We start from the raw sequence: 19,282 nt of genomic DNA, 5'->3' as shown, positions 1-19,282 counted from the left end.
GGAGATCTCACCATGACCGACGCCCAGGAGCCGAAGGTGTCCGAGGCCCAGGAGTCCGCCCAGGAGTCCGCCCAGGAGTCCGCCGACGGCGCCGTCGCGCCCTCGCGCCGCGCCGTGCTCGGCTGGGGCGGAGCCGGGCTCGCGCTCGGCGCCGCCGCGGCCGGCGGTGCCGCGGCCGCGTTCGGCGGCGGCTCGGACATCGCGCCGGCGGCCTCCGCCGGCGCGGCCGTGCCCTTCCACGGCGAGCACCAGGCGGGCATCGCCAGCGCCGTCCAGGACCGGCTGCACTTCGCCGCCTTCGACGTGAAGACGAAGGACCGCGAGGAGCTCGTCAAGCTCCTCAAGGACTGGACGGCCGCCGCCCGGCTGATGACGGCCGGCCTGCCCGTCGGCGACGTGTTCGAGGGCGCGCCCGAGGCCCCGCCGACCGACACCGGCGAGGCCCTGGGCCTCAAGCCCTCCCGCCTGACCCTGACCTTCGGCGTCGGCCCGGGCCTGTTCGCCAAGGACCGCTTCGGCCTGGAGGGCAAGCGCCCCGAGGCCCTGGTGGACCTGGAGGCCTTCCCCCACGACAACCTGGACCAGGCCCGCTCCGGCGGCGACCTGTGCGTCCAGGCGTGCGCCGACGACCCGCAGGTCGCGGTGCACGCCATCCGCCAGCTGGCCCGCATCGGCTTCGGCAAGGTCGCCATCCGCTGGTCGCAGCTCGGCTTCGGCAAGACCTCCTCGACCACGCCCGACGAGCAGACCCCGCGCAACATGATGGGCTTCAAGGACGGCACCCGGAACATCGCCGGGACCGACACCGCCGCCCTCGACAAGCACGTGTGGGTCGGCGCGGGCGACGGCAGCGACTGGATGACCGGCGGCTCGTACCTGGTCGCCCGGCGCATCCGGATGCACATCGAGACCTGGGACCGCACCTCCCTGCGCGAGCAGGAGGACATCTTCGGCCGCGACAAGGGCGAGGGCGCGCCCGTCGGCAAGTCCAAGGAGCGCGACGAGCCGTTCCTGAAGGCGATGAAGCCCGACTCGCACGTCCGCCTCGCGCACCCCGACAGCAACAACGGCGCGACCATCCTGCGCCGCGGCTACTCCTTCACCGACGGCACGGACGGTCTGGGCCGGCTCGACGCGGGCCTGTTCTTCCTCGCCTACCAGCGCGACGTCCGCAAGGGCTTCGTCGCGATCCAGCGCCAGCTGTCGAAGAACGACGCGCTGAACGAGTACATCCAGCACGTGGGCTCGGCCGTCTTCGCCGTCCCGCCGGGCGTCCGCGACAAGGACGACTGGTGGGGCCGGACGCTGTTCGCGTAGTCGCGTAGTCCCTTCCGGAGAGGAAACGCCGTGTTCGGCAACTATCTGATCGGCCTGCGCGAGGGCCTCGAAGCCAGCCTGGTCGTCTGCATCCTGGTCGCCTACCTGGTCAAGACCGGGAACCGGGCCGCGCTGCGGCCCGTGTGGCTCGGCATCGGGATCGCCTGCTCGATCTCGCTGGCCTTCGGTGCGCTGCTCACCTTCGGCACGCAGGAGCTGACCTTCGAGGCGCAGGAGCTGCTCGGCGGCAGCCTGTCGATCGTCTCGGTCGGCCTGGTGACGTGGATGGTCTTCTGGATGAAGAAGACCGCCCGGCACCTGAAGAGCGAGCTCCAGGGCAAGCTCGACGCGGCGCTCGCGATGGGCACCGGCGCGCTGGTCGCGACCGCCTTCCTGGCGGTGGGCCGCGAGGGCCTGGAGACGGCGCTGTTCGTGTGGGCGTCGGTACGGGCCAGCGGGGAGGGCTCCTCGGCGCCGCTGATCGGGGTGCTGCTGGGCATCGCCACCGCCATCGTGCTGGGCTGGCTGTTCTACCGGGGCGCGCTGAAGATCAACCTGTCGAAGTTCTTCACGTGGACCGGCGGGATGCTGGTCGTCGTGGCGGCGGGCGTCCTCGCCTACGGCGTGCACGACCTCCAGGAGGCCGGGTTCATCGGCGGCCTGCAGAACAAGGCGTTCGACATCAGCTCGGCGATCCCGCAGGACAGCTGGTACGGGGTCCTGCTGAAGGGCGTCTTCAACTTCCAGCCGGACCCGACGGTGGCACAGCTGGTGGTCTGGTCCCTGTACCTGGTGGCGGTCCTGACCCTGTTCCTGCTCCCGGCGGGCGTGCGCGGCGCGGCCAGGACCCCGGCCGCGGTGAAGTAGCCCGCTCCCTCCGGCCCGGCGCCCGGCTCGTTTCCCCCTCCGCGGGGACGAACCGGGCGCCGTACTCGTTCCCCGGCGGTCCGCTGCTATCCGCGGCCGATGTACGGCATGGCCGTCGCCATCACGGTGGCGAACTGGACGTTCGCCTCCAGCGGGAGCCCGGCCATGTGCAGGACCGTGCGGGCGACGTCCGCGGCGTCCATCACCGGCTCCACCGCCAGCTGTCCGTTGGCCTGGAGGATCCCGGTCTGCATCCGCGCCGTCATGTCCGTCGCCGCGTTGCCGATGTCGATCTGGCCGCAGGCGATCCGGTACGGCCGCCCGTCCAGCGACAGCGACTTCGTCAGGCCGGTCATGGCGTGCTTGGTCGCCGTGTAGGCGATCGAGTTCGGGCGCGGGACGTGGGCCGAGATGGAGCCGTTGTTGATGATGCGCCCGCCCTGCGGGTCCTGCGCCTTCATCACCCGGAAGGCCCCCTGTGCGCAGAGGAACGCCCCGGTGAGGTTGACGTCGACGACCTGGCGCCAGTCCTCGTACGCGATGTCCTCCAGCGGGACGCCGGCCGGGCCGAAGGTGCCGGCGTTGTTGAAGAGGAGGTCGAGGCGGCCGTAGCGGGTGCGGACCGTCTCGAACAGCGCCGTCACGTCGCCCGGGTCGCTGACGTCCGCCCGTACCGGCAGGACGTCCGCGTCCTGCCCGGCGGCCGCGGCGGTCTCCTCCAGGGGCTGGACCCGGCGCCCGGCCACGGCCACCGACCAGCCCGCCCCGGCCAGGGCGAGGGCCACGGAGCGGCCGATCCCGGAGCCGGCCCCGGTCACTACGGCGATCTTCTTCCCAGGTGCGCTCATGGGGCCGCAGGTTACGTCACAGCGGACATCCGGTCCGGAACGTTCCGACAGCTGAGAGCATGGGTCGGTCAGGGGTGCATAAAGCAGATGAAAAGACTGGAGTCCCGTATGTCGGAGAGAGGCCCCTCCGCGGCCCCCTCGCACGCGTCCCCGCCCTCCCCCTCGCCCCCCACCGCCGTCCCCCTGACCGCCGCGCGCCGCACCGGGCTGCTGGTCACCTTCATCCTCGGCGGCCTCACCGCCCTGCCCCCGCTGTCCATGGACATGTACCTCCCGGCCCTGCCGGAGGTCACCGCCGCCCTGGGCAGCCCGGCCGCGACCATCCAGCTCACCCTCACCGCCTGCCTCGCCGGCATGGCCCTCGGACAGCTGGTCATCGGCCCCATGAGCGACAAGTGGGGGCGGCGCAGGCCCCTGCTCACCGGCATGGCCGTCTACGTCCTCGCCACCGCGACGTGCGCCCTCGCCCCCTCGGCCGAGCTGCTCATCGGCTTCCGGCTGCTCCAGGGCCTCGCCGGCTCCGCCGCCATCGTCATCGCCCGGGCCGTCGTCCGCGACCTGTACGACGGCGTCGAGATGGCCCGCTTCTTCTCCACCCTGATGCTCATATCCGGCACCGCCCCGATCATCGCCCCGCTGATCGGCGGCCAGGTGCTCCGCTTCGCCGACTGGCGCGGGGTGTTCGTCGTCCTCACCGCCGTCGGCCTCGCGCTGACCCTGGTGGTCTGGCGCGGCCTCGGCGAGACCCTGCCGCCCGAGCGGCGCCAGACCGGCGGCGTGGGCGCCGCGCTGCGCACCATGCGGGGGCTGCTCGCCGACCGGGTCTTCGCCGGCTACACCCTGGCGGGCGGCTTCGCCTTCGCGGTGCTCTTCTCGTACATCTCCGCCTCGCCCTTCGTCGTCCAGGAGATCTACGGCGCCTCCCCGCAGGCCTTCAGCCTGCTGTTCGGCCTCAACTCCGTCGGGCTGATCGTCGTCGGCCAGGTCAACGGCAAGCTGCTGGTCGGCCGGGTCAGCCTGGACAAGGTCCTCGCCGTCGGCATCGCCGTCCTCACCACCGCCTCGGTGGCCCTGCTGCTGATGTCCACCGGGGTGTTCGGGGAGGTCGGGCTGCTGCCCGTCGCCGCCGCCCTGTTCGTGCTGATGTCGGCGATGGGCCTGGTCCTGCCCAACACCAACGCCCAGGCCCTGATGCGCACCCCGCACGCCGCCGGATCGGCGTCCGCGCTGCTCGGCACCTCCTCCTTCCTCGTCGGCGCGGTGGCCTCCCCGCTGGTCGGGATCGCGGGCGAGCACACGGCCGTGCCGATGGCCCTGGTCCAGCTGAGCTGCTCCCTGCTGGCGGCGGGCTGCTTCCTCGCCCTGTGCCGCCCCTGGCGGGAGCGGGAGCCCATGGCCGCACCGGCCGACCCGGCGGCGCCGTAAACTTCGCTGGTGAACGCCACCGCCCCCACCACCGCCGAAACCCTCCGCAGCGCGCTGGGCGGGCTGCTCGACGGGCTCCCGCCGAAGCAGGCCGCGGCCGCCGTCGAGCGGCTCATCGCCAACTACCGGGGCACCACCCCCACCGACGCCCCCGTGCTGCGCGACCGCTCCGACGTCGCGGCGTACGCGGCGTACCGGATGCCGGCCACCTTCGAGGCCGTGCGCTCGGCGCTGGACGGGCTGGCGGAGGCCGCGCCCGGCTGGGCGCCGGGCTCGCACGTGGACGTGGGCGGCGGGACCGGGTCCGCGACCTGGGCGGTGGACGCCACCTGGGACGGACCCCGGACGACCACCGTGCTGGACTGGGCCGAGCCCGCCCTGGCCCTCGGCAAGGAGCTGGCCGCCCGCTCGGCCTCCGCCACCCTGCGCGCGGCGGACTGGCGGCGGGCCGTCATCGGGGCCGGCCTGGCCCTGCCCGAGGCGGACCTGGTGACGGTCTCGTACGTGCTCGGCGAGCTGACGGAGGAGTCCCGCCGGGCGGTCGTCGCGGAGGCCGCCCGCGCCGGGCAGGCCGTCGTCCTCATCGAGCCGGGCACGCCCGAGGGCTACCTGCGCGTCCGCGAGGCCCGTCACCAGCTGATCGCCGCCGGACTGACGGTGGCCGCGCCCTGCCCGCACGACGGGACCTGCCCGATCCGCGTGGGCGAGGACTGGTGCCACTTCTCGGCGCGGGTCAGCCGCTCCTCCCTGCACCGGAAGGTGAAGGGCGGCTCCCTCCCGTACGAGGACGAGAAGTTCGCCTACGTGGCCGCGACCCGTTTCCCCACGGCGCCCGTCCCCTCCCGGATCACGCGGAAGCCGCAGATCCGGAAGGGGCTCGTGCTGCTGGAGCTGTGCGGTCCCGAGGAGGCCGGGCTGGGCCGGGCCACCGTCAGCAAGCGCCAGGGCGACCTCTACAAGGCGGCCCGGGACGCCGAGTGGGGCGAGCAGTGGCCCCCCGCCGCCCCGGACCGGGACCTGTAGGTCCGGGACCTGTAGATCCGGGACCCCAGGGGGTGTCCGCCTAGGCCGGCGGCCCCTGGGCCGGGCGCAGCTCCTGGGTGCAGCACTTCACGCTGCCCCCGCCCTTGAGCAGCTCGCCCAGGTCCATCGGGACCGGCTCGAACCCGCGCTCGCGCAAGGGTGCCAGCAGTCCCGTCGCGGCCTGCGGGAGCAGCACGTGCCGGCCGTCGGAGACCGAGTTCAGGCCGAAGGCGGCCGCGTCCGGGGCGTCCACGAGCAGGGCGTCCGGGAAGAGCCGGCGCAGCACGGCCTGGCTGCCCGGCGAGAAGGCCGGCGGGTGGTACATGATCTCGTCGCCGTCGAGCACGCACAGCGCCGTGTCCAGGTGGTAGTAGCGCGGGTCCACCAGGTCGAGGCCGATGACGGGCCGGCCGAAGAACTCCTGCGCCTCGTCGTGCGAGAGCGGGCTGGAGCGGAAGCCCCGGCCCGCGAGGATCCAGCTGGCGGTGACGGCGAAGTCGCCCTCGCCCTCGTTGACGTGCGAGGGCTCGTGGATGTCGGTGAAGCCGTTGGCCCGGAACCAGTCGAGGTGGATCTCCGCCTCGGCGGTGCGTTCCGGGTAGGCGAAGCGGGCGCCGAGGACCCGGCCGTCGACGACGAGGGCGCCGTTGGCGGCGAAGACCATGTCGGGCAGGCCCGGCTCCGGTTCGAGGGTCTCGACGGTGTGCCCGAGGGAGAGGTAGCGGTCCCTCAGGTCCTCCCACTGGGCGAGGGCGAGGGGCAGGTCCACCGGTTTCGTGGGGTCCATCCACGGGTTGATGGAGTACGTGACCTTGAAGTGTGCGGGTGCGCACATCAGGTAGCGCCGGGGTGTGGCGTCTCTGCGCAAAGAAGGCTCCTCACGACTGCGGACTCACGGTACGGGTGTGTACGGAGAGAATCGTCTCCCCTCGGGGTGCGGCCGCGCAGTGGACCGATCGGGTGGTTTACCACAACGGCCGGGAGACGAGACGTCTCGCCGGGATTGGTACGTTGGGCCGATGAGCAAGCTCCCGGACTCCGGCCGCCGCAGCGAGCGCTCCCGGCGCGCCATCCTCGACTCCGCCCTCGCCCTCGTCGGCGAGGTCGGCTACAACAAGCTGACCATCGAGGCCATCGCGGCCCGCGCGGGGGTCGGCAAGCAGACCATCTACCGCTGGTGGCCCTCCAAGGCGGCCGTCCTGCTGGACGCCTCGCTGGCGCTGGCCGGGGAGGCCGGCGCGGATTCCGGCTGGTCCGGATTCCCCGATACGGGTGACCTGGCGGCCGATCTGAAGTCCGTGCTGCGGGCCACCGCCGACGAGTTCGCCGACCCCCGGTACGACGCCCCCGCGCGGGCCCTGACGGCGGCCGGGGCGACCGACCCCGAGCTGGGGGCGCGCTTCACCGAGCAGCTGCTGGAACCCCAGCTCGCCCTGTACGAGGCCCGGTTGCGGTCGGCGCAGAAGGCAGGGCAGCTCGCGGCGGACGCCGACGTCCGACTGGTGGTGGAGATGCTGCTGGGCCCGCTGACGTACCGGTGGCTGCTGCGGACGGCTCCGCTGACGCACGCCTACACGGACGCGCTGGTGGACTCCGTGCTGGGCGGCGTGGCAAAAGTCACCGTCCGATAGCCGGACGCCCGGTGACCTCGGCAAGGCCGAGAACATATGGCCGGATTATGCGGTTATCAGGTGAAGTGGGAGCGGGGGTGCCCTCGGGGGTGCGGTCAGCCGGCCCACGGGAGGGTGGGACCATGGATCGGTCTGCCGGGGCAACGGTGAGGTAGGGGATAGATGGGGTCTGAGTCCGGCCGCGTCAAACGCGGCGAGCAGAGCAGGATTTCCCAGTGGCTGCGCCGCCGCTCGAAACCCGCTCCCGAGGACCCCGGCAGGGAACGCGAAGCGCTCCTGGTGGCCGTCGCCGCCGCCGGCCTCCCGGTCGCCCCCGCCGCGCATCCCGTCGGCTACCGCTGTTCGTGCGACCGCATCGGCTGTCCCACCCCGGCCCGGCACCCGGTCTCGTTCGCCTGGCAGACCCAGTCGACCACCGACCGCGCGCAGATCGAGCGCTGGGCCCGCAACGAGCCGCAGGCCAATTTCATCACCGCGACCGGCATGGTCCACGACGTCCTGGACGTCCCCCTGGAGGCCGGCCGCAGCGCCCTGGAGCGGCTGATCGCCGCCGGCGTCGAGGTCGGCCCGGTCGCCGAATCGGGCGGTACGGGCGACCAGGCGCGGATGCTCTTCTTCACGGCCACGCGCGGGACGCCCGAGGACGAGGACGAGTGGTGGCCCTGCGAGCTGGACTGCCACCCCGAGACGATGGACGAGCACCCCGGCCTGCGGTGGCACTGCCGTGGCAGCTACGTCCTGCTCCCGCCCGCGGCGCTGCCGGGTGAGTTCGCGGTGACATGGGTACGGGACGTGCGGCACGCGCTGCCCGACCCCCTGACGCTGCTGGAGATCCTCACGGACGCGTGCGCCCAGTACGCCGGCGCGGCGGAGCAGACCCCGTCCCCGGTCGCCTGGCCCCTGGGCCGCTAGGCCCTGCCGCGCGGCGGCGTCCCGGGGCGGGCCGGCCGTCCCCGGGCGGGCCGGCGGTCAGTGGATCTGGCTGACGACCACGTCCAGGGACCACGCCTTGCCGGTCTTGGCGGGGGCCTCCGCCTCGACCACGTAGCCGAGGTCCCGCAGCGCGTCCACCAGCTCCGCGGGGCCCCCCGGCTCGATGCCGGCGACCAGCAGGTCCCGCACCAGCCGGCCCTTCGTCGCCTTGTTGAAGTGGCTCACCACCGACCGCTTCTCCACCCCGTCCACGACCTGCGCGTGCAGCACCCGCACCGTGGCCGTGCGCCCGGCCGTCTCCCCCTTCGGCTTCCACGCCGACGCGTACGCCGACGAGCGCAGGTCCAGCACCAGCCCGTCCCCGGCCGCCTCCGGCATCACCTCGGCCATCGGCGTGCGCCAGTACGCGCCCAGCGCCCCCAGCCCCGGCAGCTTCACGCCCATCGAGCAGCGGTACGACGGGATCCGGTCGGTCACCCGTACCGCGCCCCACAGGCCGGAGAACACCAGCAGCGTCCGCTCGGCGAGCGCCCGGGCGCCGGCGGGGAGGTCCGCCAGGCCGAGGGCGTCGTAGAGGACGCCGGTGTAGATCTCACCCGCCGGCAGCGCCGGCGCCGACCGCAGCCCGGCGTTCTTCGCGACCTCGCCGCGCAGCCCCTCGCTGAGCCCCAGGACCTCGCGCGCCTTCAGCTCGTCGCCCGCACACAGCTCGACCAGTTCCTCCAGCACGGCCGCCCGCGCCCCGGCCAGCCCGGGCAGCGACAGCGAGGCGGGGTCGAGCGGTGCGCCGGAGCCGCCGGCGGCCTTTCCCTCGGAGGGCGGCAGCAGCACGAGCACGGTGGTTCTCCTATCGATGGCACGACGCGGGGGTGCGGCCCCCGGGCCAGGGTAGACGGCCCGCCTCGGCCGGTCACGGGCGAACGGCCACGGCCGGGCCCCGGGCCGCTGGGGCCGGGGGCGGGCCGTGGCCGCCGGTGGGGGGTCCGTGGGGGCGGTGCCTCGTCGCCCTCCGTGCTGCGGTGCAGGACCGACTGTGCGGCCCGGGCCGGGGCCCCGTCCAGGTCTTTCGAGCAGGTTCGAAAGACCTGGACGCGGCCTCACCCGTGCGGCCTCACCCGCGCAGCAGCAACGAGCCCAGGGCGGTCACCGCGTGCAGCACCGAGTTGCGGTGGCGGGTCGAGCTGATCAGGCCCGCCGCGCGCAGCACGGAGGTGTGGTGGCTGACCGACGCCTGGGACATCCCGACCAGCCGGGCGAGTTCGGAGGTGCTGCGGGAGCCCTCCGCGGTGTGGTGCAGGATCTCCGTACGGGTGCGCCCGATCAACGGGACGAGTTTCCTCCCGCCGGGATCGTCCGGGGCCACGGTCCGCCGTGCGGGATAGGTGAGCACCGGCGGGAGTTCCGGGTCCAGGAGCGAGACCGGGGTGCGGGCCCGGAACAGGGTGGGGACGAGGAGCAGGCCCCGCCCGCCCAGGTGCAGTTCCTGGTCGACGGGGTACCGCACTTCGAGCACCGGCGGCCTCCACCGCATGCCCGGCCCCAGAGCCGACAGCACCCCCTCGATCCCCGCTTCGGCGGCCGTCCTCGCCTGCGCCGCGTACTCCGCCCGGACCGTCGTCCGCATCGTCTCCTCCAGCGGCGCCACCGCCGCCGCGTGGTAGGCGCGCAGCGCGCCGGTGAGCCCCCGCAGCGCGTCGGGGCGGCCGGCGGCCAGGTCCCGCGTCCAGGACGGGAGGGGCCCGCCGGCGCCGAGGACCGCCAGGTCGCCGCCGAGGTGCCGGACGGGGGTGGCGGTCAGCGCGTCGAGGCCCTGCTCGACGTCCGCGGACCCGTCGGAGGGGGTGAGGAAGTCGGGGAAGTAGCCGAGCGGGCGCACCAGGGGCAGGAGCGTGCGCAGGCTGTCGGGGCGCCGGGCGAGGACCGCGCGGCCCCAGGCCTCGACCGCCGGATGGCCGGTGCGGTGCTGGAGCATGCGCAGGCTCAGCACCGTCTCCCACAGCGGGTCGGGCCGGCTGGCCACGCTCGTGCGCGCCAGGTCGGCGCCGGTGAAGTGGATCCGCAACAGCATGTGCCGCCCCGTGGGTGAGTTCCGATCGGTTCCGGTGGGTTCGGGCGGTCCGCCCCCCACATTGCGCCCCGGCCGGGCCCCGCGTTCCAGGAGGTTTCACGCCGTCGTGCGCGGCCGTTTCCGCGCCGTGTTCCGCTCACCGGAACACGGCACCGGATTCCGGACGCCCGGGCGCGCCGGAACCCGTGCGGCGGGCGCCGCACCCGGCCGCCGAGAAGATCTCCCGGGCAGGACATACGCTCGGTCCATGCCACGCCGTCACATGCACATGACCGGTGCGGACGGGACCGCCCTGGGCGCCGCGCTGCGCGGCCTGCGGACGCGACTGGGCGTGCCCGACGCCTTCCCGGCGGAGGTGCTCGCCGAGGCGGAACGGGCCGCCGCCGCTCCCCGGCTGCCCGCCGAGGACGCCACCGGCATCCCCCTCTTCACCATCGACCCGCCCGGCTCCACGGACCTCGACCAGGCCATGCACCTGGAGAAACGGTCCGGCGGCGGCTACCGCGTCCACTACGCCATCGCCGACGTCGCCGCCTTCGTCACCCCCGGCGGCGCCCTCGACGCCGAGGCCCACCGCCGGGTCACCACCCTCTACTTCCCGGACGGACGGGTCCCCCTGCACCCGCCGGTGCTCTCCGAGGGCGCGGCGAGCCTGCTGCCGGACCGGACCCGCCCGGCCCTGCTGTGGCGGCTCGACCTGGACGGGGACGGGCGCGTGGAGACCACCGAGGTCCGCCGCGCCCTGGTCCGCAGCCGGGCCCGGCTCGACTACGACGGCGTCCAGAAGGCCATCGACACCGGCACGGCCGAACCCGCCCTGGCCCTGCTGAAGGACATCGGGACGCTGCGCGAGGCGCTGGAGACGGCGCGCGGCGGGATCTCCCTGAACGTGCCCGAACAGGAGGTCGTCGCCCAGGACGGCTCCTACGGGCTGGTCTACCGGGCGCCGCTCCCGGCCGACGGCTGGAACGCCCAGATCTCCCTGATGACCGGCATGGCCGCCGCCGACCTGATGCTGGCCGCCGGAACCGGGATCCTGCGCACCCTCCCGGCCGCCCCCGACGGCGCGGTGGGCCGGCTGCGGCGGGCGGCGCAGGCCCTGCGGATCGAGTGGCCGCACCACGTCCCGTACGCCGCGCTGGTGCGCTCCCTGGACCCGCGGATCCCCGCGCACGCCGCGTTCCTCCAGGAGTGCACGGCTCTGCTGCGCGGCGCCGGGTACACGGTGTTCACCGGTGGCGAGCGGCCCGAGCACGCCGTGCACGCGGCGGTCGCGGCGCCGTACGCGCACTGCACCGCCCCGCTGCGGCGGCTCGTCGACCGGTACGCCGGGGAGCTGTGCGTGGCGGCGGTGGCGGGGGCGGAGCCGCCCGGGTGGGCGGTCCGGGCCCTCGCGGCGCTGCCGCACGAGATGCGGGAGGGGACCCGGCTGGCCAACTCCGTGGAGCGGGAGTGCGTGGACCTGGTGGAGGCGGCCCTGCTCGAGGACCGCGTCGGGGACGTCTTCGAGGCGATGGTCATCGACGTCGAGGAGCGGGACCCGCGGGCCGGGACGGTGCACCTGGAGGACCCGGCGGTGGTCGGCCGGGTCGAGTCCCCGTCGGCGGAGCTGCCGCTCGGCGAGCGGATCCGGGTCCGCCTGACCCGGGCCGACCCGGGCACGGCCAAGGTCCTCTTCACACCGGCGTAGGGCCGTCCTGGGCGGTCGCCCGGCGCAGGGCGGTGACCAGGGCGTGGGGGTCGTCGGCGTGGAAGCGGACCGTACGGGCCCGTGCGCGGGCGCCGAGGGGGCGGCGGAAGTCCAGCGGGCGGTGCAGCTCCAGGGTGACCGTCGTCTGGCTGCCCACGATCAGGTCGAGCACCCCGTCGCCGGACCCGGCCTGCGACAGGGTGACCAGCCGGCCCTCGGGGTAGCGCCGGTCCACCCGGGCCGAGGCCACCGCGTCCGGCGGGACGGTGAGGTCGAACAGGGCGCCGTAGCGGATCCGCAGCGTGCCGTCGGGCCGTACGACGTGCGGGCGGGTCACGCAGGCGGCGTGCAGGGCCAGCACCAGCAGCACCCCGTAGACGTCGAGCACGAGGACCACCCGGTGCACGGCGGGCCAGGGGATCAGCACGGCGAGCCCGACGGTCTCGACCAGCGACACGAACAGCAGCCCGTACATCATGACCGTCTGCGGTCCGGTGTAGGCGGCGGCGAGGTCCCCCGGCCGTACCCCGTGCGGGCGGCGGGCCACCCACCGCCCGAGCGAGGCGCAGGCCCGCAGCTCGTGCAGCAGCAACCGGCGCACCGGCTCCGGCACCGCGGCCCGTACGGCCCCCCGCCAGGACCCGGTGCGCCGCCGCAGCACGTACAGCGCCCGGGCCTCCAGCAGCAGCACCCCGAGCACCAGCGCCTCCGCCCCGGCGGTGGCCCATCCGGGCGGGCGCAGTCCGGCGGCCACGCAGACGACGAGGACCAGCTCGCCCGGGACCACGGCGGCGGCCGCGATCCGGGCGGCGCGGACGGCGTTCACGCGGGCCCCCTCCGCGTCACGAAGGCGTCCATCACCCGGCGGACGACCTCGGCCTGGGCGGGCGCGTACTCGGCGAGCAGCGCCTCCCCGAAGCCGGGGACGGCGGGCCCGCCGGACGGGATCGCGGCGAAGGCCGCGGCCGGCACGGCGGCGACCATCGCCTCGGCGAGCGGGCCGATGCGGGGGTCGTCGGCGGGGGCGTCGGCCAGTTCGTCGAGCCGCTCGTAGAGCGCGAGCACGGCCGGGTCGGCGGCCAGCGGCCCGAGCACGGCGTACAGCTCCTCACCGGCGGCGCCGGTGGCGTCGAGCAGGGTCAGGTGCTCGCGGTCCTTCGCGGCGGCCGGGGAGTCCGTCGGGGGCGCCTTCGCCAGCAGCGCGGCGAGCGCGGGCGAGACCGGCTCCCCCTCGCCCGGCCCGGCGGCCAGCAGCACCGCGAGGCGCCTGCGCCGCTCGGCCAGCTCGGCCTGCTGCCGGGCGAGGTCGGCGTCGAGTTCCTCCAGCACCTCGGCGAGGTCGCGGCCGGCGTCGTCCGCGAGGACGTCCCGGACCTCGTCCAGGCCCAGCCCGAGCTCGGTGAGCCGGCGCACCCGCGCCAGGAGCACGGCGTCGCGCACGGTGTAGGCCCGGTATCCGTTGGGGCGCCGCTCCGGCTCCGGGAGCAGCCCGACATGGTGGTAGTGCCGGACCGCCCGGGTGGTGACCCCGACCAGTGCGGCGATCTCTCCGATCCGCATGCCCCTCAGTAGAAACCCTGCCGCCGCGTCAAGGTCAAGCCGCCGACGAGCCGGTGCCGGCAGCCGGTAGCATGGTCGGCACGACAGACGAGTCGGCCGGGCGGCCGCGTCGGGGTCCCAGGATCCCGCCGAGGAACGTCCGGGCTCCACAGGGCAGGGTGGTGGGTAACGCCCACCCGGGGTGACCCGCGGGACAGTGCCACAGAAAACAGACCGCCGGGGGCTTCGGCCTCCGGTAAGGGTGAAACGGTGGTGTAAGAGACCACCAGCGCCTGAGGTGACTCAGGCGGCTAGGTAAACCCCACCTGGAGCAAGGTCAAGAGGATCCGTCCCCGGACGGGTCTGCGCGAACGCTTGAGGGCTGCCCGCCCGAGTTCGCGGGTAGACCGCACGAGGCCGGCGGCAACGCCGGTCCTAGATGGATGGCCGTCTCCCCGGCGACCGCGAGGTCTCCGGGCGACAGAACCCGGCGTACAGGCCGGCTCGTCTGCCGTGCCCCTTTTCCTGCGGGGTCGCGCGAACGCCCCACGGTGGGCCGTTCCATGGGGCACGCTCGCCTCCATGACCGATCGCCCCGCGGCCGCGGCCGCCGCCGCCGCGCACATACGCGAGCTCGCCGAAGCGACTTCCGACCCCCACGACGCGTACACGGGTCACGCCGACGTCGCCTCCGTGACCGGGAGCCTGCTCGACCTCGCCCGGCACCTGGAAGACGCCCTGCTCAACCTGGCCCGGCACATCGAGCGGAACCAGGACCGCTTCGACACCGTGGACGAGGAACGCCGGCTCCCCGGGCAGATCGCCCGGGACGCGAGCGGCGGGATCCGGACCGCCGAGGCCCAGGCGCGCACCATGGCGCGCGCCCTGGAGCGGTCCGTGGAAGCCCTCGGCCGCCTCAGGGCGGCCCCCTGACCAGGTCCTCAGGTCCTCATCAGGTCCTCAGGTGCGAGGTGTCGTTGAGCAGCCGGAGCGAGGCGTTGCCGTCGGCGTAGTAGGCCACCGCCGAGAGGGAGGCCGCGGAGAGCTCCATCTTGAACAGGGACTCCGGCGGCGCGCCCAGCGCGAGGCGGACCAGCGTCTTGACCGGGGTCACGTGCGTGACCAGCAGCACCGTGCGGCCCGCGTACGCGGACAGCAGCCGGTCCCGGGTGGCCGAGACCCGGCGGGTGACGGCGGCGAAGCTCTCGCCGCCGCCCGTGGGGGCGGCCTTCGGGGAGTCCAGCCAGGCCTGGAGGTCGTCGGGGAAGCGCTCGCGCACCTCGGCGAAGGTCAGGCCCTCCCAGGCGCCGAAGTCGGTCTCGCGCAGCCCCTCTTCGAGGGTGACGGGCAGCCCGAGCCGGTCGGCGACGGCCTGGGCGGTCTCCCGGCAGCGGCGCAGCGGCGAGCTGACGACGGCCTGCACGGTGCCCCGGGCGGCCAGCGCCTCGGCGACGGCGAGGGCCTGCCGCCGCCCGGCCGGGGACAGCTCGGGGTCGGTGCCGCCGCTGCCGGAGAACCGCTTCTGCGGGGTGAGCGCGGTCTCTCCGTGCCGCAGCAGCACGAAGGTGGCGGGCGCCCCCATGTCGGGGCCGCCCCACCCGGTGCCGGTGCCGCCGGCGGTGTCAGGGGCCTGCCCGACGGCGGGCGCACCCACACGGGCCGACCCGGATCCCTGGGCCGAAGCCGCGCCCGCACCGGCCGGACCCACGCCGTGCACGGCCGTGCCCAGCGGAGCCGGGGCCTGGGCTGAGCCCAGGGCCTGGGCCAGGGCCTCGTCGTCGCCGAAGAGGGTGTCCGCCTCGGGCGCCGCCGCGCCGCGCGCCGCGCGCAGGTCGGCGGCGGAGGCGGCGGGCGACGAGGAGTCCGTACCACCGCCGGAGGCCATCGCCGCGCGGACCGCCGCCGCGCCCTTCGCCGCGTCGCCCGGGGGGCCCTGCGGGGGCAGGGCGGCCGTGGAGGCGGAGGGTTCCCACTGCCGGCCCCGGCGGCCCGCGTCCATCGCCTCGTTGGCCAGTCGGTCCGCGTGCTTGTTGCGCTCGCGCGGGATCCACTCGTACGTGACCTGCGCGCGCGGCAGGACCGTCGCCGCCTCGGCCGCCAGCGGCCTCATGCCGGGGTGCTTGATCTTCCAGCGCCCCGACATCTGCTCCACGACGAGCTTCGAGTCCATCCGGACCCGGACCTCCGCGTCGGGGGCCAGTTCGCGGGCGGCCTTCAGTCCCGCGATCAGCCCCCGGTACTCGGCGACGTTGTTCGTCGCGACGCCGATGTACTCGGCGCGTTCGGCCAGGGTCTCCCCCGTGACCGGGTCCAGGACGACCGCGCCGTAGCCGGCGGGACCCGGGTTGCCCCGGGAGCCGCCGTCGGCCTCCACGACGAACCGCGGCATCAGATGCCCGAGTCCGCCGTACGGACCAGGATGCGGCCGCAGTTCTCGTGGCGTACGACCTGGTCGCGGGCGGCGGCCTTGATCTCGTTGACCTCGGCCATGTCGAGCTCCAGGCGGCAGCCCTCGCAGCGGCGCTGGTAGAGGCGCGCGGCGCCCACCCCGCCCTGCTTGACGCGGATCTTCTCGTACAGGGCCATCAGGTCGGCCGGCATGGAGCCGACGATGACCTCGCGGTCCTTGGTGGTCCTCGCGGCCTCGGCGTCCAGCTCACCGGTGGCGGCGTCGCGGCGCGCCGTGGCGTCGGCCAGCTTGGCCTCCAGCGCGGAGACCCGCTCGGTGATCGCGGTGACGCGCTCCTGCGCGCCCTCCAGGCGCTCCATGACCTCCAGGACGACGTCCTCCAGGTCGGCCTGCCGCTTGGCGAGCGAGGCGACCTCGCTCTGGAGGTTGGCCAGGTCCTTGGCCGAGATGCCGGCACCCGACTCCAGGCGCTGCTGGTCGCGGGCCGCGCGCTGGCGTACCTGGTCGACGTCCTGCTCCGCCTTGGTCTGCTCGCGGGCGGCGTCGCTGGCCTGGGTCTGGGCGGCGACGAGCAGGTCGCGCTGCTGGGCGAGGTCCTTGGTCAGGGAGTCGACCTCGGCGTGCTCCGGCAGCGACTTGCGCTTGTGGGCGAGCTGCGACAGCCGGACATCCAGGGCCTGGACGTCGAGGAGTCGGATCTGGTCGGCGGGCTCGGCGTTCAGTTGGGGGCTCCAGAGACACTAGAAGGGGTGGTTCCGGACGGCGCGTGCGCCGTCCACGGGTCGGTGACCGTGCGCGAGACGTGGGTCCGCAGACCCCAGCCGTGGCGCTCGGAGACGGCGTCGAGCTGGGCCGCGGCCTGCTCGCACCAGGGCCACTCGGTGGCCCAGTGGGCGGCGTCGACGAGGGCGAGCGGGTTCTGCTCGCGGGCCTCGGACACCGGGTGGTGGCGCAGGTCGGCGGTGAGGAAGGCGTCCACGCCGGCGGCGCGGACCTGCGCGAAGAGGCTGTCGCCGGAGCCGCCGCTGACGGCGACGGTACGGATGACCGCGTCGGGGTCGCCGGCGACGCGGATGCCCTGGGCGGTGCGCGGGAGCCGGGCGGCGGCGCGGGCGGTGAACTCGCGCAGGGTCTCGGGGCGGTCCAGCTCGCAGATCCGGCCGAGGCCGCGGCGGCCGGACGGGTCGACCGGGTCGGGCACGAGGGGGCCGGTGACGCGCAGGTCGAGGGCGCCGGCGAGGGCGTCGGAAACCCCGGGGTCGGCGGTGTCGGCGTTGGTGTGGGCGACGTGCAGCGCGATGTCGTTCTTGATCAGCGTGTGCACGACGCGGCCCTTGAAGGTGCCCGCCTCGACGGTGGTGGTGCCGCGCAGGTAGAGGGGGTGGTGGGTGACGATCAGGTCGGCGCCGAGCTTCACCGCCTCCTCGACGATCTCCTGTACGGGGTCCACGGCGAACAGCACCCGGGTGACCTCGGCGTCGGGGTCGCCGCAGACGGTGCCGACGGCGTCCCACTGCTCGGCCCGCGAGGGGGGCCACAGAGCGTCCAGCGCGGCGATGACTTCAGAGAGAGAGGGCACGGGCCAAGGCTACCGTCCGTGGCGACCGGCCAGCCTGTTCCCCCGGACGGCACAGCCGGTCCCCCCGTCACCGGAGAACCACGGGGGCGCCACCCGTACGTGTGAAGCGTGCGCGGTCGTGTGGTCGGGCCGGAAGCGCGAAACCTAGTTTCCTCCCCGGAGGTGACGGCCGGATGACTGTCTGTGCCACCGAGATGACCACGACCGCCCCCCTCACGATCGCCGCCGACGGGACGTACGCCGCGCGGCTGGCCGGGGAGGGGGAGGCCCGCTATCCCGAGCGGTGGACGCTGGGGGGCCCGGAGCCGTACGCGGTGCCGCTGCCGCTCGCGCAGCCGGAGGAGGCCGACAGCGAGGTGCTGCCGCTGGCCGACGGGCGGGTGCTGATCCACCGGCGCGTGGCCGACCGGCACGCGTTCGCCCTGCTCTACCCCTCGGGTACATACACGGGCCCCCGCTCCTCGGGCTCCGGCGCGGGACCGCGCACCGGCGAGCTCCGGCTCGGCGGGGTCGACGCCGAGGAGGGGCTGCGGGTCCGCCTGCTGCCTCCGTCCCCGGACGGGAGCGCGGCCTACGCGCTGGCGGTGGGGGACGGCGGGACGACCGTCTGGCAGGTGGCCGGGCACGGCTCCGAGGGTCCGCGGCGGGCGGCCGTGCTGCCGGGCCGCTGCTCCGGCGGGGTCTGGCTGGACCGGGCGGGCCGGCTGCTGTCCCTGGACCGCGAGCAGGACGGCCGCGTCAAGGCCGTCGCCGTGGACCTGGCCCGGGGCGGGGTGGTCACCCCGCTTCTGCAGATCGCCGAGGACAGTGACGACCGGCTGCTGATGGCCGCCCCGGACAGCGGGCTGCTGCTGATCCGCTCCGACGCGCCGGGCGAGCCCCGGCTCGGCTGGGGGGTGCTGGGCAGTGCCCGCCCGGTCCGCTTCCCGGAGTGCCTGCGGCTGGAGGACGCCCACCCGTTCGCGGTGCAGCCGGGCCAGGTCCTGATGCCGGAGACCTGCGGGGTCGCCCTGCGCGTGGGCGGGGACGGGCTCGCCCTGTGGCGTCCGGCCGACCGGTACGTGTTCCGGCTCGCCGCCCCGGCGGGCTGGCTCGGCACCGGCCTGTGGACCCCGGAGGGCCGGCTGCGGCTCCCGTACGCCACCGCCGAGGTCCCGTGCGGCATCGTCGGGCTGAGCCAGCCGGTCGCCCCGCCGCCGCCCGTGCGCGTGGACCCGCCGCCGAAGGCCGCCGTCCGGCCGGTGCCGCTGCGGGAGGCCCCACTGGGCTGATCGCCGGGCGAACCGGCGTGATAGGGAAGGGGACATGACGACCTCCACCGCTTCCGGTACGGCCAGGCCCTTCGACGCGGTCCTGTGCGACGTCGACAACGTCATCCGCTTCTACGACTCCACCCCCGTGGAGGAGCTGGAACGCGCGGCCGGTCTCCCGGAGGGCACGACGGCGAAGGTGGCGTTCCACCCGGAACAGCTCGGTCCGCTGCTCCTCGGGAAGACGACCAAGGAGCAGTGGGCGGAGTCCGTCGCCGAGCGGCTCGCGGAGGGCGTCCCGCTGCCCGGGCCGCGGGCGCGGGAGCTGGCCGGGGCGATGGCCCGTTCCCCGTTCCGGGCGGACGAGGAGGTGGTCCGCGCCCTGCGCGGGGTGCGTGCGGCCGGGCTGTCGCTGGTCCTGGTGAGCAACGCCGCGCTGGACCTGGGCGAGGACCTGGCGGCGATGGGGCTGGAGGACCTCGCGGACCACGTGGTCAACAGCGCCCTGGAAGGGGTCGCCAAGCCCGACCCGGAGATCTACTCGATCGCCGTCGGCCGGGCGGGCGCCGCCCCGGAGCGCTGCCTGTTCGTGGACGACCAGCGGGAGAACGTGGAGGCGGCCGTCGCACTCGGGATGACGGGCGTCCACTTCCGCGGTGCCGAGGACCTGCTCGGGGCGCTCGCCTTCCTGGACCGGTAGGG

Annotated in this window: 19 protein-coding genes and 1 other RNA gene; 11 read left to right on the top strand and 9 right to left on the bottom strand. The window is 74.9% G+C overall.

Annotated features, from left to right (window positions below; all coding sequences use genetic code 11):
• Positions 1–12 precede the first annotated feature (12 nt).
• Positions 13–1,317, top strand: a complete 1,305-nt coding sequence (gene efeB / locus ACZ5NJ_RS31900; protein ID WP_468769462.1) for an iron uptake transporter deferrochelatase/peroxidase subunit — start codon at positions 13–15, stop codon at positions 1,315–1,317.
• 30 nt (positions 1,318–1,347) lie between these two features.
• A complete protein-coding gene (gene efeU, locus ACZ5NJ_RS31895; RefSeq protein WP_468769460.1) occupies positions 1,348–2,184 on the top strand; it encodes an iron uptake transporter permease EfeU in 837 nt (278 codons plus the stop codon).
• 86 nt (positions 2,185–2,270) lie between these two features.
• Here the strand turns inward: efeU and ACZ5NJ_RS31890 are convergent, their stop codons facing one another.
• On the bottom strand, positions 2,271–3,032 hold the full coding sequence (locus ACZ5NJ_RS31890; RefSeq protein ID WP_468769458.1) for an SDR family oxidoreductase: 762 nt from the start codon (positions 3,030–3,032) through the stop codon (positions 2,271–2,273).
• Between the two features lie 108 nt (positions 3,033–3,140).
• On the opposite strand from ACZ5NJ_RS31890, the gene ACZ5NJ_RS31885 reads away from it, so the two are divergent.
• Together ACZ5NJ_RS31885 and ACZ5NJ_RS31880 are read left to right on the top strand one after the other, a co-directional pair.
• The gene (locus ACZ5NJ_RS31885; RefSeq protein ID WP_468769456.1) at positions 3,141–4,457 is read left to right on the top strand and encodes a multidrug effflux MFS transporter; all 1,317 of its coding nucleotides are present in this window, start codon (positions 3,141–3,143) and stop codon (positions 4,455–4,457) included.
• Between the two features lie 9 nt (positions 4,458–4,466).
• A complete protein-coding gene (locus ACZ5NJ_RS31880) occupies positions 4,467–5,480 on the top strand; it encodes a small ribosomal subunit Rsm22 family protein (RefSeq protein ID WP_468769454.1) in 1,014 nt (337 codons plus the stop codon).
• A 40-nt stretch (positions 5,481–5,520) separates the two neighbouring features.
• Here the strand turns inward: ACZ5NJ_RS31880 and ddaH are convergent, their stop codons facing one another.
• Positions 5,521–6,348, bottom strand: a complete 828-nt coding sequence (gene ddaH / locus ACZ5NJ_RS31875) for a dimethylargininase (protein WP_468769453.1) — start codon at positions 6,346–6,348, stop codon at positions 5,521–5,523.
• 151 nt (positions 6,349–6,499) lie between these two features.
• Between ddaH and ACZ5NJ_RS31870 the strand changes: the two genes are divergently transcribed.
• Both ACZ5NJ_RS31870 and ACZ5NJ_RS31865 read left to right on the top strand, forming a co-directional pair.
• Complete coding sequence (locus ACZ5NJ_RS31870; RefSeq protein WP_468769451.1) at positions 6,500–7,111, top strand: TetR/AcrR family transcriptional regulator; 612 nt, start codon at positions 6,500–6,502, stop codon at positions 7,109–7,111.
• A 162-nt stretch (positions 7,112–7,273) separates the two neighbouring features.
• A complete protein-coding gene (locus ACZ5NJ_RS31865; protein WP_468769450.1) occupies positions 7,274–8,023 on the top strand; it encodes a bifunctional DNA primase/polymerase in 750 nt (249 codons plus the stop codon).
• Positions 8,024–8,080: 57 nt separating this feature from the next.
• Here the strand turns inward: ACZ5NJ_RS31865 and yaaA are convergent, their stop codons facing one another.
• Positions 8,081–8,881 carry a peroxide stress protein YaaA gene (yaaA, locus tag ACZ5NJ_RS31860; RefSeq protein WP_468769448.1) on the bottom strand — a complete coding sequence of 267 codons (801 nt, stop codon included), beginning with the start codon at positions 8,879–8,881 and terminating at the stop codon, positions 8,081–8,083.
• A gap of 274 nt (positions 8,882–9,155) precedes the next feature.
• A complete protein-coding gene (locus tag ACZ5NJ_RS31855) occupies positions 9,156–10,112 on the bottom strand; it encodes an ArsR/SmtB family transcription factor (protein WP_468769446.1) in 957 nt (318 codons plus the stop codon).
• A gap of 247 nt (positions 10,113–10,359) precedes the next feature.
• On the opposite strand from ACZ5NJ_RS31855, the gene ACZ5NJ_RS31850 reads away from it, so the two are divergent.
• Positions 10,360–11,802 carry an RNB domain-containing ribonuclease gene (locus tag ACZ5NJ_RS31850; RefSeq protein WP_468769445.1) on the top strand — a complete coding sequence of 481 codons (1,443 nt, stop codon included), beginning with the start codon at positions 10,360–10,362 and terminating at the stop codon, positions 11,800–11,802.
• Here the strand turns inward: ACZ5NJ_RS31850 and ACZ5NJ_RS31845 are convergent.
• Both ACZ5NJ_RS31845 and ACZ5NJ_RS31840 read right to left on the bottom strand, forming a co-directional pair.
• Positions 11,789–12,628, bottom strand: a complete 840-nt coding sequence (locus ACZ5NJ_RS31845) for a hypothetical protein (RefSeq protein ID WP_468769443.1) — start codon at positions 12,626–12,628, stop codon at positions 11,789–11,791. The two genes, ACZ5NJ_RS31850 and ACZ5NJ_RS31845, sit on opposite strands and share 14 nt — an antisense overlap.
• The gene (locus ACZ5NJ_RS31840) at positions 12,625–13,362 is read right to left on the bottom strand and encodes a MerR family transcriptional regulator (RefSeq protein WP_468769442.1); all 738 of its coding nucleotides are present in this window, start codon (positions 13,360–13,362) and stop codon (positions 12,625–12,627) included. The genes ACZ5NJ_RS31845 and ACZ5NJ_RS31840 overlap by 4 nt, the downstream gene beginning before the upstream one ends.
• An 88-nt stretch (positions 13,363–13,450) precedes the next feature.
• Here ACZ5NJ_RS31840 and rnpB point away from each other — a divergent pair.
• Together rnpB and ACZ5NJ_RS31830 are read left to right on the top strand one after the other, a co-directional pair.
• Positions 13,451–13,852: RNase P RNA component class A (gene rnpB, locus ACZ5NJ_RS31835), an RNA gene on the top strand.
• Between the two features lie 71 nt (positions 13,853–13,923).
• Positions 13,924–14,274, top strand: a complete 351-nt coding sequence (locus ACZ5NJ_RS31830) for a hypothetical protein (RefSeq protein ID WP_468769440.1) — start codon at positions 13,924–13,926, stop codon at positions 14,272–14,274.
• Between the two features lie 19 nt (positions 14,275–14,293).
• Here ACZ5NJ_RS31830 and ACZ5NJ_RS31825 read toward each other — a convergent pair whose 3' ends face one another.
• From ACZ5NJ_RS31825 to ACZ5NJ_RS31815, 3 genes are read right to left on the bottom strand one after another with little or no spacing between them, the layout of a single operon-like run.
• Positions 14,294–15,730: a bifunctional RNase H/acid phosphatase gene (locus tag ACZ5NJ_RS31825; protein ID WP_468769439.1), complete on the bottom strand. Its 1,437-nt coding sequence runs from the start codon at positions 15,728–15,730 to the stop codon at positions 14,294–14,296.
• Complete coding sequence (locus ACZ5NJ_RS31820; protein ID WP_468769556.1) at positions 15,730–16,473, bottom strand: zinc ribbon domain-containing protein; 744 nt, start codon at positions 16,471–16,473, stop codon at positions 15,730–15,732. The genes ACZ5NJ_RS31825 and ACZ5NJ_RS31820 overlap by 1 nt, the downstream gene beginning before the upstream one ends.
• Positions 16,470–17,330, bottom strand: a complete 861-nt coding sequence (locus tag ACZ5NJ_RS31815; RefSeq protein ID WP_468769437.1) for a Nif3-like dinuclear metal center hexameric protein — start codon at positions 17,328–17,330, stop codon at positions 16,470–16,472. Before ACZ5NJ_RS31815 ends, ACZ5NJ_RS31820 begins: the two co-directional genes overlap by 4 nt.
• 173 nt (positions 17,331–17,503) lie before the next feature.
• Here ACZ5NJ_RS31815 and ACZ5NJ_RS31810 point away from each other — a divergent pair, with 173 nt between their 5' ends.
• Together ACZ5NJ_RS31810 and ACZ5NJ_RS31805 are read left to right on the top strand one after the other, a co-directional pair.
• Complete coding sequence (locus ACZ5NJ_RS31810) at positions 17,504–18,601, top strand: hypothetical protein (RefSeq protein ID WP_468769436.1); 1,098 nt, start codon at positions 17,504–17,506, stop codon at positions 18,599–18,601.
• A gap of 34 nt (positions 18,602–18,635) precedes the next feature.
• The gene (locus tag ACZ5NJ_RS31805; protein ID WP_468769435.1) at positions 18,636–19,280 is read left to right on the top strand and encodes an HAD-IA family hydrolase; all 645 of its coding nucleotides are present in this window, start codon (positions 18,636–18,638) and stop codon (positions 19,278–19,280) included.
• Positions 19,281–19,282 lie beyond the last annotated feature (2 nt).

It is taken from the genome of Streptomyces sp. NPDC032091 (assembly GCF_055580265.1).
This window is presented reverse-complemented; position numbering and strand designations above follow the sequence as displayed.